Here is a 13183-nt window from a genome sequence, read left to right as displayed (position 1 = left end):
TGGCTCAGCTTCTGTGGGGGCGGTGTGTTACCGCTTCGGCGAGGCGGTGGAAGAGGGGGCTGGTGTGTGACACGTGCCGTCCCGGACCATCTTCAGGTGTTCGGCGACGACCGGCCGTGCCGCCTGTGCCGCCGCACGGATCTGCGTGTCCTTGCCCGTCTTGATTTCCTTGTCGATGAGCGCAAGGGCCTGCTGATGGCTGGTGTTCTGGTCCTTGAGCCATGCGGTGTCGTAGCCGGGCGTGCCGTTCTTCGACTTCAGTGCGCTCAGTTGCTTCTGCTGGGCAGCTGTGGGTGCTGTGGGCAGCGACAGTCCCTTGGTCTTGGCGAGAGCCGCTCCCTTGCTGTCGAGCGTGGTGTGGTCTCGCACGAGGACAGCGGCGACCTGTTTCACACAGGTGCTGGTCGCGTGTGTACGGGCATCCTTGCCCGCCGCTATCTCGGCGAGGTTGGCCTGGTGGATCGCTTGCAGGAAGGCCGTGTCGGGGGATGCCGTGTCGGTGGATGCCGCCGGGGACGGGCTGACCGCGCCGAACGCGGTCGTCGTACCGACCAGGACCAGCGTCGCGGATGCGGTGATCGCTGAGTACAGGTGGGCGAGGCGCATGGAACCTCCACGTATACGTGGACCGAGGGAGGGCCCGACGGGTGCTGAACGCTCGGAGTCTGTCCGGGCCTGGGCACCTCCCCGATCAGGCTAAACCGAGCGTCACTCAAGCGCGCGTCAATGTCACTGTGAGTGAGGGATTGGGGGTGGGTGGTCCTTCTGTACAGCCTGAGCAGGGTCGCTCTGCGTCAGTCACTCGGCCCCCCAAAGAGGCTGCTTCAAGTAGCCGGTGCCGGGCACAAGCACTCCTATGACGTTCCTGCTGCTTACCCTGTTGCCCCTGGGTCTCGCCCTGGTGCTCCTCGGCACCAGCACATCGCGTCACCGTGGCCGTCATCGACATCGTTACTGGTAGGACGCGATGCAGCGCCTGTGCGAAGCGCTGCTTCCCGGGACCCGGCCGGGCAGCGGGCCGGTCCAGTCCTGCGCGTGCTTGCGCGGGTCAGCCGCCGCTCTCGCCAGCGCTCCTCCCCGCTGTCGGACCCACCTGAGAAGATCGCGCCATGCTGCAAGCCTGTCTGAACGGCGCCAGGACTCGTGCCGAATGCGCTCACCTCCCCGTGACTCCGCAGGAGTTGGCGGCGGCAGCCCGCGGGGCCGTCGCCGCCGGGGCCCAGGACCTCCACGTCCATCCCAAGAACCGGGACGGTGAGGACACATTGGAGCCGGCCGTCGTGGCGGCGGTTCTCACAGCCATACGGTCCGCGGTCCCCGGCATCCCCGTCGGCGTCACCACCGGCGCCTGGGCCGCGCCGTACGCCGAGACGCGCGCTGCTCACGTCCGGGCCTGGACGGTGCTGCCCGACCACGCCTCGGTGAACTGGCATGAGGACGGTGCCACCGAAGTCGCAGGCGCCCTGCTGGAGCGGGGTGTCGGCATCGAAGCCGGCCTCTACTCGGGGACCGCCGCACTACAGAGGTTCCGGGCCTGGCCACAGGCCCACCAAGTCCTGCGCGTCCTCGCTGAGATCACTGACACCAGCCCGCAGACCGCGGTTCGCGCCGCAGTCGGTCTCCTGGACGAACTCCGCCCGGTCACGGCTTCGCCCATCCTTCTGCACGGTGAGGACGAAGCCGCCTGGCCCGTCCTCCGCCTGGCCGTCTTCCGGCGGCTGGACCTACGGATCGGTCTGGAAGACGTGCTCCAACTGCCGGACGGCACGCCGACCCAGACCAACGCCGACCTCGTCCAAGCCGCACGACAGATCATCCATCAGGCATCCGAAACCCTCTGATCCCCCACACGAACCCGCCCTCGTGCCGATGGAGTCCCTCTGAAGCCGGCGTCGCCTTCACACGGAAGGCAGGTGGACCACCGCCGAGTACGTCGGCCGTGGTCCACCCCCGCAGAAGGGTCAACGTGCCGGGGAACGCTCGACCCCGTCCTCCTCTCCGGAGAGGTCCGCGCCACTCGGCCGGCCCGGGCAGGTCCGGGCCGGGCACTCGCGGCAGGCCGCCCGGTGGCTCGCGCTGCGGCGCGGGCGGCGCCGGGCCCAGTGGCGCATCATGGGGCGTTCAACACCGATGTACAGCAGCCAGGCCAGCAGCAGGGCCACACCGAACAACGGCGCCAGCACGACCACTTGGTCGACCAGAGCCATACCGCTGAAGTGCGGGATGCCGAGCAGTTTGGCGCCGTAGTCGATGACCGGCTTGTGCACGAGATACAGGGCGAAGGAGATCTCACCGAGCCGCACGAAGTAGGGGTGGCGCAGCGGTGAAGGGCGTCCCTCGACGTCCGCGACCGCGCCCGCGCAGATCAGCATGCCGATCGGGATGACCGTGGCGGCGGCGAAGGAGTACAGGCCGGATCCCATGGACAGCCAGTAGCCGAGCACGAACAGGACCGTGGCGGGCGCCATGCCGAGCTGGAACCACTTTCCCGCGGCGACGATACGGGCCAGGACCATGCCCAGGGCGAACTCGAAGGCCCGTGCGAGCGGGAAGAAGCCCACGAACCAGGCGTCGTTGTCGAGATAGGGAAGCAGCGGGGACATCGGCTTGCCGTTGGGGACGAAGTGCTGGGCGACCACCGGCAAGGTGAAGATCACCGCGATCAGGGCCGCGGCCGCCCACCACAGGTATTTCGGGGGCACGCGGCGGAGCTGTGTCAGCAGCAGGGGGAAGGCGAGGTAGAAGAACACCTCGCAGGAGAGGGTCCAGCTCACGGGGCTGATGGCCGTCGTGAGGTTGAACCCCGGGATCCACGACTGGGTGAGCGTCGCCGTGGGGAGGATCTGGGCGCTGACGATCGCCTTGCCCGTCAGCAGCATGAGACCCGCGTGGGCCGCCGCGACGAGGAGGTGGTTGGGGAAGATCTTCGCCGCTCGCGCGCGCCAGATGGCCCGCGCGGGACTGTCGGGCCTGGCCGACCAGGTGAGGACGAAGCCGCTGAGGACGAAGAAGAACGAGACGCCGACCTGGCCGAGGTTGCGCCAGAAGTCCGGGTTTCCCCGGATGTAGAGGGAGAAGTGGCACAGCACGACAGCCGCGGCGGCCACGAACCGCATCCCGGTGAGTGTGGGCAGTCTGTGCGCCGGGCCTTCATGCGCCGCGGGGGCTGTGCTGTGCGGAGAGAGTTCCTGGAATGTGGGCATGACGGGCTTCCTCTGTCTCGAAGGTTGGTTTGCTGGTTGGTTGGCTGTGTGCCAGTTGCTTGCTCGGTTAGTTGGTTGGTGGGTTGGCTTCGGGGGCCCGAAGGTGGCCCCCACCGGGCCTGTGTCATGCGTCGTGCGTACGTACGCGGTAAGGGCCCGGGAGTCATAGGGGGATCGGCGGAAGCCACGTCCGTCTGCTGGGGCGGGGCGCGGTGGCCCACCGCCTGTTCTGCGCGGTGATCGCTTCCTGGACCGTGGCGGCGAGTCCGGCAGGTGTGGGTGCGGGGCCGTCGTCGCCGAGGTGCAGCCGCAGGGTCCGGCGTAGCTCCGCCGCCGCGTCGCGGGTCCCGCCCGCCGGGCGGGTCGGCAGGCGCAGTTCGGTGCCGACGGCCGCGGCCAGCCCGGGGGTGTCGTCACACACCACGTACTGCACGGATGCGAGGCCCAGGCCGTGGGAGCGCAGCCCGCTCAGCAGGCGGGACCAGGTGGCGGAGGGGTCGGCGCCCGCCACTTCGAACCCGAGGACCTCGCGGTGCCCGCGTGCGGCGACCCTGGTCGCGGTGAGGATCTGTACGGCCCGGTAGCCGGGGCCCTCTTGAACGACGGCGGGCAGTGTGTCCAGCCGCAGCACCGCCGTACGGCGTGGGTGGCGGGGGCGTCGGCTGGGTGCGGGGGCGAGTGTCGCGGCGGCGAGGGCGGCGAGGAAGAGGACGCCGGAGGTCAGGAGCGTCGTGGTGTGCAGGGCGGCCGCGTAGTCCACGGGGTGGCTCGGGTCGCCGGGGCTCCCGGGCCCCGTCGATCTGTCGGCGGCCGAGGCCGCCTGACGGCTGATCAGTGCGCCGACGGCGGCGCCGCCGAGGATGCCGCCGACCTGGCGGCTGGTGTTGAGCACGCCGGACGCCGGGCCCGCGTGCCGGCTGTCGACCGCGTCCATGGCGATCTTGGTCAGGGGGGCCAGGGCGGCGCCGATGCCCAGGTCGGCCAGGAGCATCGCCGGGAGCAGCTCCCAGGGGTCCATCCCCGGGCGGGCCTGCGAACCCAGGAGGGCGAGCCCGTACGCGTAGGTCAGCAGGCCGCCGATGACCAGGGGTTTGCCGCCGATGCGGTCGGCGAGGCGGCCGGAGACGTGGGCGGCCGCGGCGGCGGCGAGCGGGGTGGGCGCGGTGAGGAAGGCGGAGTGCAGCGCCGTGAGGTGCAGTTGCTGTTGGAGGAGGAGGGCGATCGGGGTGGCGCTGCCGATGACCGCGAACTGCACGGCGGCGCCGATGCCGTTGGCCACGGCGAAGTCGCGGCGGGTGAACAGAGTGCGGGGCAGTAGCGGGGAGCGGGGGTTGCAGCGTTGCTGGACGAGGAACAGGACCAGGCACACGATTCCCGCGCACAGGGCCTGGGCGCGCAACGGGCGTCCGCTGCCCAGGAGTGCGAAGGTGAGGGTGGTGAGGCCGATCGTCACCAGCGCCAGACCGAGCGGGTCCGTGCCGCGGCGGCCCTCGGGAGCCGGTGCGGGGAGCAGGGCGGCGGACAGGAGGAGCACCGCGGCGCCGACGGGTACGTTGATCATGAAGATCCACTGCCAGCCGACGCGGGTCACCAGGAGCCCGCCGAGGAGGGGGCCCGCGACGATCGACAGTCCCATGACGCTGGTGAGCGCGCCGAACGCGGCCCCGCGTCGGCGGGCGGGGAACATCGCGGCGATGAAGGCGCCGATCTGCGGGGTCACCAGGGCGGCTCCGAGTCCCTGGAGGGCACGCCAGGCCAGGAGTTGGCCGACGCTCGCGGCGCAGCCGCACAGGGCGGAGGCGACGGTGAACAGGGCGAGCCCGGTGAGGAGGATCCGCCGGGGGCCGTAGCGTGTGCCGAGGCGTCCGGCCGGGATCATGAAGACCGCGTAACTGATCAGATAGGCGTTGACGACCCAGAGGACCTGGTCCAGGTCCGCGTCCATCGCGCGCATCATCGCCGGGATGGCCACGTGCACGATCGTGGTGTCCAGCACGATCAGGAAGAAGCCCGTGCACAGGACGCTCAGCGCGACCCAGGGCGTCCGGCCGTGGTCCTGGTCCATCACGACTCCTCGGGGAGAGCGTCACAGGGCGGTGAAGCCGCCGTCGACGACGAGTTCGGTACCGGTGATGTAGGAGGCGGTGTCACCGGTCAGGAACCGCACCGCGGCCGCCACTTCGTCCGGGTGCGCCAGACGGCGCAGGGGGGTGTGGTCGGTGACGTCGTCGAGGAACGCGCGGGGGACGGACGCCGTCATGGCGGTGGCGACCATGCCGGGGGAGACGGTGTTGACCCGGATGCCGGCGGGCGCCAGCTCGGCCGCGGCGGCCCGTGTCATGGCCCGCACGGCGCCCTTGGCGGCGTGATACGCGAAGGCGGCGCCCGAGCCGACCATGCCGTAGATGGAGCTCACGTTGACGATGGAGCCGCCGCCGGCCGACCGCAGACAGGGGGCGGCGGCCCGCATCCCCAGCCAGGTGCCGCGCTGGCAGGTGTCCACCACGCGGTCCCACTCCTCGGGGGTGCAGCTCTCCAAGCCGTGGATGCCGAGCGTTCCGGCGTTGTTGACGAGGACGTCGAGGTGGCCGAAGCGGCGGCGGGCGAACCGGGTCACCCGCTGCCAGGAGTCGGCGTCGGTGACGTCGAGGGGGTGGCCGACCGCGTTGCCGGGGGAGGGACCGCCGTTGAGCGCGTTCGCCGCCGCCCGGCAGGCGTCCCCGTCGAGGTCCGTGACCACGACGCCCATGCCCTGGTCGAGCAGGGCGCGGGTCACGGCCGCTCCGATGCCGCCGAGGGCGCCGGTGACCAGGGCCACCCGCTCGTACGGCCGCGGCGCGCGCATCACCGTTCCCCGCCGCTCGGGAACCAGGCGAGAGCCGCCGCGTAGCCGCGGGCGTGGGTCAGCGAGACGCGGGGCGTCGCCAGACCCCGCTCACCCATCCAGGCGGCCAGCCTGCCGCGGACCCGCAGGACCGGAGCCTCGTCCGCGCGGCGCGCGATCTCCATGTCCTGCCAGGGCGGCGTCCCCGGCCAGCCCACGAGCTGAGCGACCGCTTCCTTGGCCGCCTTGCGGGCGGACAGGTGCTCCTCGGCGCGGGCCAGGGAGTGCGCGTAGACGCGTTCGGTGCCGGTGAGCCAGTCGGTCCAGCGGGGATCGTCCCGATCCGGGCAGTGCCGCGGGGAGCTGATGCGGACGACAGGTCCTGTGGGGGTGGGGCGGGTCATGCCGTCGCCTCCTCGGACGGGGCCGACTGGTGCCAGGGGGCCAGGACCAGGGAGACGTAGGTGCCTCCCCAGTTGGCGGCGGTGACGACGCAGGCCTTGCCCGCGGCGTCGGGGGTGGAGTCGAGATAGGGGCGCAGGCCGTCGAGGGGCTCGACGGGGCCGGGGACGCGGGGGCTCCAGCCGGTACGCATGGTCTCCGTGGCGCAGACGGCCGACATCAGCGCCGAGGTGCTGGGCACATGGCCCGTGTACGGGCTGAGGTTGCTGAGCCGGACCGTGCCCGGCCGCCACACCTGGGCGATCGCGGCGGCTTCGGCGCGGTCGATCGCGGCGGTGCCGCGGGCGTCGCCGAAGACGGTGCCGACGTCCGAGGCGGGTATGCCGCTGTCGGCCAGGGCCCGCCGGAAGCTCTCCGCCCAGGCCTCGCCCGAGGGGTCGTTGCCCGCGACGCGATGGCCGTCGCTGGTGATGGCGTGGCCCTTCACCTCGGCGAGGACGGTGGCTCCCCGTGCCAGCGCGTGTTCCAGGGACTCGACGACCAGGGCCGTGCTGCCGGCTCCGAGTACGGCGCCGGTGGGGGTGGCGCTGTAGGGGCGGGGGCTGTCCTGCGCGAGGAGGCCGACCCGGTCGAAGCCGAAGTGCAGCAGCGGGGTCAGCTCGTCGGCGCTGACGGCGAGCATCACGTCCGCCTCGCCCCGGCGGATCAGGTCGGCCGCGTATCCCAGGCCGCTGAGTCCGGAGGCGCAGCCGGTGGCGAGGGTGGAGAGCGGGCCGCGGATCTGGAGGGCGAGGCAGGCGTGTCCGGCGGCGGCGTTCATCACCGAGTTGGGGAAGAGGCGGGGGTTGACGCGGTGCGGCCCCTGGGTGCCGATGGTCTCGCTGAGCTGCTCCACGGTCTCCACCGGCCCGCTGAAGGTGCCGAACACCATGCCGATGCGGTTCGCCTCCGCCTTGGTGACGCGCAGGCCGGCGTCGTCGAGGGCCAGTCGGCTGGCGGCGAGGGTGAGCAGGCCGATCTGGTCCAGCCGGCGGGCGTAGGCCCGGTCGACGTGGCGGCGGCACTCGGCGGTGTCGACCTCGGCGGCGAGACGGGTGCGGGAGCGGCTCAGGTCGCTGAGCCGGGCCGGACCCACCGCGGTGCGGCCGTCCCGCAGGGCGTCGAGCAGGACCTGGCGGCCGCTGCCGAGCGCGGTGACGGGTCCCGCGCCGGTGATGACGACGCGGTGGGCGGCGGGAGTACGCGGTGTGGCCGGCCGGCTGCCCAGGACCAGGGAGCAGTTGTTGCCGCCGAACGCGAAGGAGTTGGAGACCACCACGTTCAGTTCCCGCGGCCGCGACCGGTTGGGCACGATGTCGCGCGGCAGGTCGCGGCTCTCGTCGACGTTGACGGTGGGCGGCAGCACACCGTCGCGCAGCGCCATCACACAGGTGGCCGCCTCCATGGCCCCGGCGGCGCCGAGCATATGGCCCACCTGTGACTTGGTGCTGCTCATGGGGGCGGCGGTACGGCCCTGGAAGAGGGCGTCCACGGCCTTGGTCTCGGCGCTGTCGTTGGTGGGTGTGCCGGTGCCGTGCCCGTTGACGTAGTCGATGTGCTCGGGGCCGAGCGAGGCCTGGGCCAGGCCCGCGCGCATGGCGCGGTTGGCGCCGTCGCCCGCCGGGTCGGGCGCGGTGGCGTGGTAGGCGTCGCTGGTCAGTGCGTAGCCCAGGACGTAGCTGAGGATGTCCGCGCCCCGACGGCGGGCGTGCGACTGCGATTCCAGGACCAGGAAGGCCGCGCCCTCGCCGAGGTTGAGGCCGGTGCTGCGGGAGTAGGGCGCGCACGGTTCGGAGTCGAGGGCGTTGAGGCTGTCGAAGCCGGCGAGGGAGAGGATGTCGAGCACGTCCACCCCGCCCGCGATCATCACGTCGGCCCGGCCTTCACGGATCGCGTCGGCGGCGAACCCGATGGAGTTGGAACCGGCGGCGCAGGCGTTGGAGATCACCACCTTGGGGCCCTTGAACCGGAACGCGATACTGAGCGCGTCCGCCGAGGTGTACAGGGGGTAGTTGAAGAGCAGGTCGGCGTGGGTCGCCCCGGGGCCGCCGCGCAGCAGCTCCCAGTGGAACTGCTCGCCGCGGTCGAGGCCGCCCACGGAGGTTCCCACCGCGATGCCCATGCGGTACGGGTCCTGGCCGTCCTCGGGCAGTCCCGCGCCGGCGACCGCCTCCTGGGCGGCGGTCAGGGCCAGCGAGGTGGCCCTGTCGACGCGGCCGCGCAGCCGCGGGTGGGAGGAGGGGACGGTGGGGGCTTCGCCGGCGTACTGGCAGCTGAGCGTCGAGACGTCGAGGCGCTGGGTCCTGGCGATGCCGCTCTCGCCCGCGCGGATGCCGCGCCAGACGTGCTGTGCGCCGTTGCCGAGCGCACAGCTCAGGCCTATTCCGGTGATGGCCACGCCTTCGAGGCGGTGGTCGCTGTGGCTCATGACTTCTCCTTGCGTGCCGCGAGTGGGGTGGGGAGGGCGCGGCGTGCTGGTGGTGGGACGCCGGGGGAGGGCGGGGCGGGCGGGTGCCCGCCCCGCGTACCGCGTCAGTCGAGCGAGACGTCGAGGCTGGTGGCGGTGAGGAAGGGAGCGGAGATGGTGCGCAGGGCGACGCCCGCGTCGGCGAGGGCGAACTCCTGGCCGGAGGCGGCCACCGCCGTATCCACCTGGGCGGTGCCGATCACCCGGTTGAGGCGGGGCGACCAGACCGCGTGGGTGACGACACCGACCGTGGCGTCGCTCACGGTGAGGGCGGTGCCGTGGGACGGACGGTCCGTCATCTCCTCGGCCCCGATCCAGCACACGGGCCGGCGCGCCGGGTCCGCGGCGCCCTCGGGCTCCTTGCCGGGCTCGATCATCCACTGCAGACCGAGGTCGTACGCGGTGGCGGAGCCGTCGGCGGCCTCGTGCTCCACGCTGGCGAAACGGACCTCCATACGGCACACGTCGACGGCGTCCTTGCCGCATTCCACGGCGCCGAGCGCGGTGAACTCGCTCCGCAGCGCTTCCCCGGTACCGGCCGGGGCGAAGAACTTGTAGCCGTACTCGCCGGTCACCCCGGTGCGGGAGATGGTCAGTGAGCGGCCGTCGTGGTCGGCGGTGACGAAGCTGCGGTAGCCCATGGAGGCGATGGGGAAGGGAAGGTACTTCTGTGCGATGCGGAAGGACGTGGGTCCTTCGAGGGCCAGCACGTCGTACTCCTCGCGCACGTCCTGGACGGTGGTGTCGTCGGCGAGGGCGCCGCGGGTCAGGAGGTGCTCGGTGGCCTCGACCGCCTGCGCCGGCCAGATCTCCACCAGGTAGTGGCCGGCGTGGCAGTGGATGAGCACCTCGGACAGGAGGGTGCCGTCCGCGCGCAGCAGCAGGGCGGTCATGCTCTGGCCTTCGAGCAGGAACTCGACGCCGCGGGTGGCCACATGGCCGAGGAAGCCGGTGGCGCCGGGGCCGGAGACCCGTACCAAACCGATGTCGCTGTAGTCGAGCAGTCCGCACGACTCCCGCAGTACGGCGTACTCGTCGTGGGTGGTGGTGTATGCGGTCTTCATGGAAGCTCCTGGGAGGTGAGGTCGGGGGAGGGGGATTCAGGCGTCGCGTTCGGTGACGGCGAGGCGGACGGTGAGGACCGTGTCGCTGCCGACGGACGCCTGGCCGGTGACCGAGATGAGCCCGCCGACGCGGGTGCCGCTCTGGAGGCGGAAGACGACCTGGTCGCCGGGAACGACCGGCTTGAGGAACTTCGCCTGGCGGATCTCGGCGAGGTAGCCGACGCGCTCGGCGACGTCGCCGACGATCTCGCCGGTGGCGCGCAGGGCTCCGGCGGTGCCGTAGACGACGGCGGCGAGCTGGGCCACGCACTCCACGAGGAGGACGCCGGGGTAGATCATGCGCCCGGGGAAGTGTCCGGCCAGGACGGCGTCGGAGGAGGTGATGTTCTTGATGGCCTCGGCGCTCGTGCCCGGTTCCAGGGCGGTGACGCGGTCGAGCAGGAAGAACGGGTGGCGGTGGGGGAGGAGCCGGGCGATGTCGTCGGCGCTCAGGACGGTGCCGGGCGCCGCGGTGGGGTGGTCGCTCATGACTGCTCTGCCTGGATGTGGTCGAGCAGGCGGTTGAGGGAGAGCAGACTGTGGGTGTCGTCGTCGGTGATGGTGACGCCGAAGGTGTCCTCGACGGCCATCGCGAGTTCGAGGGTGTCGATGGAGTCGAGCTCCAGCCCGCGGCCGAACAGCGGCTGGTCGTCGCCGATGGCGGCCGGGTCGACGTCGAGCGCCAGCCGGTCCACCAGAAGTGTCTTGACCTCCAGGGCCAGTTCGTGCCGGCGTGCGGCGTGGGTGGTGGCTTCTTCCAGGGACATGACCATGAGGTGTCTCCGATGGTGGTGAGAGGGGTGGGGGTGGTGGGTGGGGATCGTCGGCGGGCGGGCCCGTGCTCAGCTGATGAGTCCGCCGTCGACGACGAGTGAGGTGCCGGTGATGTACGAGGCGGTGTCGCCGAGCAGGAACCGCACGGCGGAGCCCACCTCCTCGGGTCGGCCGATGCGGCCCAGCGGGATCCCGTCGAGGCTCTGGGTGAGCCGGTCGGGCGGCATCTGCCGGGTCATCGCGGTGTCCACGAACCCGGGGACCACGGCGTTGACCCGTACGCCGTAGGAGCCCAGCTCCTTGGCCATCGACTTGACCATGGCGAGGACTCCCGCCTTCGAGGCCGCGTAATTGGCCTGCCCGGCGGGCGGGTTGAAGGCGCTGGTGGAGCAGACGGTGACGATGGATCCGCTGCGGCGGCTCGCCATCATCCGTCCGGCCGCCCGGCAGCACAGGAACGCGCCGGTGAGGTTGGTGTCGATGACCTGCCGCCACTTGGACTCGCCCATCATCACCGCGTAGCCGTCCTGGGTGATCCCGGCGTTGTTGACCAGGGCGTCCAGGCGGCCGTGCCGGCGGCGGATGTCGCGGTACATGCGGTCCACGTCGTCCGGCCGGGAGATGTCGGCCTGGACGAGTTCCGCGTCGGGCCGCACCTCCTGGACGGTGCGCAGGGCGGTCCGGGCCTGTTCGGGGTTGCCGCGGTGATTGAGGAGGACGGTGGCGCCGGCCCGGGCCAGGTCGGTCGCGACGGCGAGACCGATTCCCTTGGTGGCCCCGGTGACGAGCGCGATGCGTCCTTCGAGTTCGGTCACGAGTGGTCCTTCGGTGTCGCGGTGGTCAGGAGGGTGTCGGCGCCGCGCGGCGGAGTGCCGCCGGGTGGGGTGCACAGGGCGTCCTGGACGCTCAGGTGGGCGGCCTCGCGGGCGATCTCGCGTCCCAGTCCGGCGAGCACCCGGCCGGGTCCGGCCTCCACGAAGAGGTCGACTCCCCGGCAGCGCAAGGTGGTGACGGTGCGGCGCCACTGCACGGGGCGCAGCATCTGCCAGGGCAGTTCGTCGTGGTACTCCTCGATGTCCTCGACCACGCGGCCGGTGGTGCTGGAGACCAGGGGCGTACGGGGCGGGTGGAGCCGGGCCCGGGCCAGCTCGGCGGCGAGCGGCGGCAGGGCCGGTGCCATCAGCGGGGAGTGGTAGGCCCCGCCCACCGGGAGCTGGCGGGCCCGCAGCGCGCCCAGGGCCTGCGCCCGTTCGACGACCCGCCGTACCGCCGGTGTGCTGCCGGAGACGACCGCCTGGCGGGGGGAGTTGACGTTGGCGACCGTCACCAGGTCCGTGGCGTCGCACTCCTCGCGGCACATCCCGCGGACCAGGTCCAGGGGAAGTCCCACGAGCGCGGCCATGGACCCCGGGGACAGGCGGGCCGCGTCGCGCATGGCCCGGCCCCGGCAGGAGACGAGCCGCAGCGCGGTGTCCAGATCCAGGCACCCGGCGGCGTACAGGGCGGTGAACTCGCCGAGGCTGTGCCCGGCGACGTAGGAGGGCTGCCAGCCCTGGGCGCGCAGCCGGGCCAGTGCGGCGGCCGACCAGACGAAGACCAGGACCTGGGCAATCTCGGGGTCGGTGAGGGTGCGGGCATCGGCCGTGGACATCAGCTCCGCGACCGGCAGGCCCGTCACCTCCTCGGCGCGGGCGACGATCCGCCCGCCCCGGTCCCCGAACCGGTCGACCTCCCGGCCCATGCCGGGGAACTGACTGCCCTGCCCGGGGAAGACGAAGGCCGTGGGGGCGCCGCTCATGGTGTGGCACCTTCGGGCTGGGCCAGGGTGGCGCTTTCGGGCTCGTGCGGTGTGGTGCGGGCGGGCTCCTGCGATGTGGTAGCCGTGGGCTCCCGCGGTGTGCGGGCGGCGGCCCACGCGGCGGCCATGTCGTCGCCGAGGTCGTGTGCGCCGCCCACCATCTCCACCCCGCGGTCGGCGGCCCAGTGGCCCAGTTCGCCGTGGAGGCGCACCGGCCAGGTGGTCTCGCCGGGGGCGACCTCGACCTCGATGTCCTTGAAGGCCGCGTCCATCGGCAGTCCTCCGACGGCCTTGACGACGCCTTCCTTGACGCCGAACGCCTTGCCGAGGAGCCGTTGGGGCGGTGTGTCCGCGTCGGCGTGGTCCTCGGCGGTCCGGCGTTCGGCCAGGGTGAAGACGCGCTGCAGAAGCTCCCCCTTGGTCCGGGCGACCGCCAGGTCCCATCGGCACAGGTCGACCAGGTCGATGCCCGCCGCATGGACGTCCTGGGGCATCGTGGCGCGAAGAATTTCTGACATTTCCATCGACGACTCCTGTCGCTGCGCGATGGTCGGGGGAATGGAGGAACGGGAG

Annotated in this window: 13 protein-coding genes; 1 reads left to right on the top strand and 12 read right to left on the bottom strand. The window is 72.0% G+C overall.

From position 1 onward, the window contains the following. Window positions 1-27: 27 nt before the first annotated feature. A complete protein-coding gene (locus ABZ404_RS08680; RefSeq protein ID WP_358831843.1) occupies window positions 28-606 on the bottom strand; it encodes a DUF4142 domain-containing protein in 579 nt (192 codons plus the stop codon). Between the two features lie 503 nt (window positions 607-1109). On the opposite strand from ABZ404_RS08680, the gene ABZ404_RS08675 reads away from it, so the two are divergent. Then, a complete protein-coding gene (locus tag ABZ404_RS08675; protein ID WP_358831844.1) occupies window positions 1110-1841 on the top strand; it encodes a 3-keto-5-aminohexanoate cleavage protein in 732 nt (243 codons plus the stop codon). A 120-nt stretch (window positions 1842-1961) separates the two neighbouring features. Here ABZ404_RS08675 and ABZ404_RS08670 read toward each other — a convergent pair whose 3' ends face one another. From ABZ404_RS08670 to ABZ404_RS08620, 11 genes are all read right to left on the bottom strand, one after another. Continuing rightward, window positions 1962-3203 (bottom strand): acyltransferase, encoded by a 1242-nt coding sequence (locus tag ABZ404_RS08670; RefSeq protein ID WP_358990285.1) that lies wholly within the window; start codon window positions 3201-3203, stop codon window positions 1962-1964. Between the two features lie 163 nt (window positions 3204-3366). Further along, a complete protein-coding gene (locus tag ABZ404_RS08665; protein ID WP_358831846.1) occupies window positions 3367-5268 on the bottom strand; it encodes a DHA2 family efflux MFS transporter permease subunit in 1902 nt (633 codons plus the stop codon). A 21-nt stretch (window positions 5269-5289) separates the two neighbouring features. Next, complete coding sequence (locus tag ABZ404_RS08660; RefSeq protein ID WP_358831847.1) at window positions 5290-6048, bottom strand: glucose 1-dehydrogenase; 759 nt, start codon at window positions 6046-6048, stop codon at window positions 5290-5292. Next, window positions 6048-6431, bottom strand: a complete 384-nt coding sequence (locus ABZ404_RS08655; RefSeq protein ID WP_358831848.1) for a hypothetical protein — start codon at window positions 6429-6431, stop codon at window positions 6048-6050. The genes ABZ404_RS08660 and ABZ404_RS08655 overlap by 1 nt, the downstream gene beginning before the upstream one ends. Beyond that, window positions 6428-8896 carry a beta-ketoacyl-[acyl-carrier-protein] synthase family protein gene (locus ABZ404_RS08650; protein ID WP_358831849.1) on the bottom strand — a complete coding sequence of 823 codons (2469 nt, stop codon included), beginning with the start codon at window positions 8894-8896 and terminating at the stop codon, window positions 6428-6430. The genes ABZ404_RS08655 and ABZ404_RS08650 overlap by 4 nt, the downstream gene beginning before the upstream one ends. 104 nt (window positions 8897-9000) lie before the next feature. After that, the gene (locus tag ABZ404_RS08645) at window positions 9001-9999 is read right to left on the bottom strand and encodes a glycine cleavage T C-terminal barrel domain-containing protein (RefSeq protein ID WP_358831850.1); all 999 of its coding nucleotides are present in this window, start codon (window positions 9997-9999) and stop codon (window positions 9001-9003) included. Between the two features lie 36 nt (window positions 10000-10035). Continuing rightward, window positions 10036-10527 carry a 3-hydroxyacyl-ACP dehydratase FabZ gene (fabZ, locus tag ABZ404_RS08640; RefSeq protein ID WP_358831851.1) on the bottom strand — a complete coding sequence of 164 codons (492 nt, stop codon included), beginning with the start codon at window positions 10525-10527 and terminating at the stop codon, window positions 10036-10038. After that, complete coding sequence (locus ABZ404_RS08635; RefSeq protein ID WP_344073679.1) at window positions 10524-10805, bottom strand: phosphopantetheine-binding protein; 282 nt, start codon at window positions 10803-10805, stop codon at window positions 10524-10526. The genes fabZ and ABZ404_RS08635 overlap by 4 nt, the downstream gene beginning before the upstream one ends. A gap of 75 nt (window positions 10806-10880) precedes the next feature. Continuing rightward, a complete protein-coding gene (locus ABZ404_RS08630; RefSeq protein WP_358831852.1) occupies window positions 10881-11627 on the bottom strand; it encodes a 3-oxoacyl-ACP reductase family protein in 747 nt (248 codons plus the stop codon). Further along, window positions 11624-12610, bottom strand: a complete 987-nt coding sequence (locus ABZ404_RS08625; protein WP_358831853.1) for an ACP S-malonyltransferase — start codon at window positions 12608-12610, stop codon at window positions 11624-11626. The genes ABZ404_RS08630 and ABZ404_RS08625 overlap by 4 nt, the downstream gene beginning before the upstream one ends. Then, on the bottom strand, window positions 12607-13128 hold the full coding sequence (locus ABZ404_RS08620; protein WP_358831854.1) for a 4'-phosphopantetheinyl transferase superfamily protein: 522 nt from the start codon (window positions 13126-13128) through the stop codon (window positions 12607-12609). Before ABZ404_RS08620 ends, ABZ404_RS08625 begins: the two co-directional genes overlap by 4 nt. Between the last annotated feature and the right edge of the window lie 55 nt (window positions 13129-13183).

Origin of the sequence: Streptomyces sp. NPDC005878 (assembly GCF_040629815.1) — a bacterium.
Taxonomy (GTDB): Bacteria; Actinomycetota; Actinomycetes; order Streptomycetales; family Streptomycetaceae; genus Streptomyces.
This window is presented reverse-complemented; position numbering and strand designations above follow the sequence as displayed.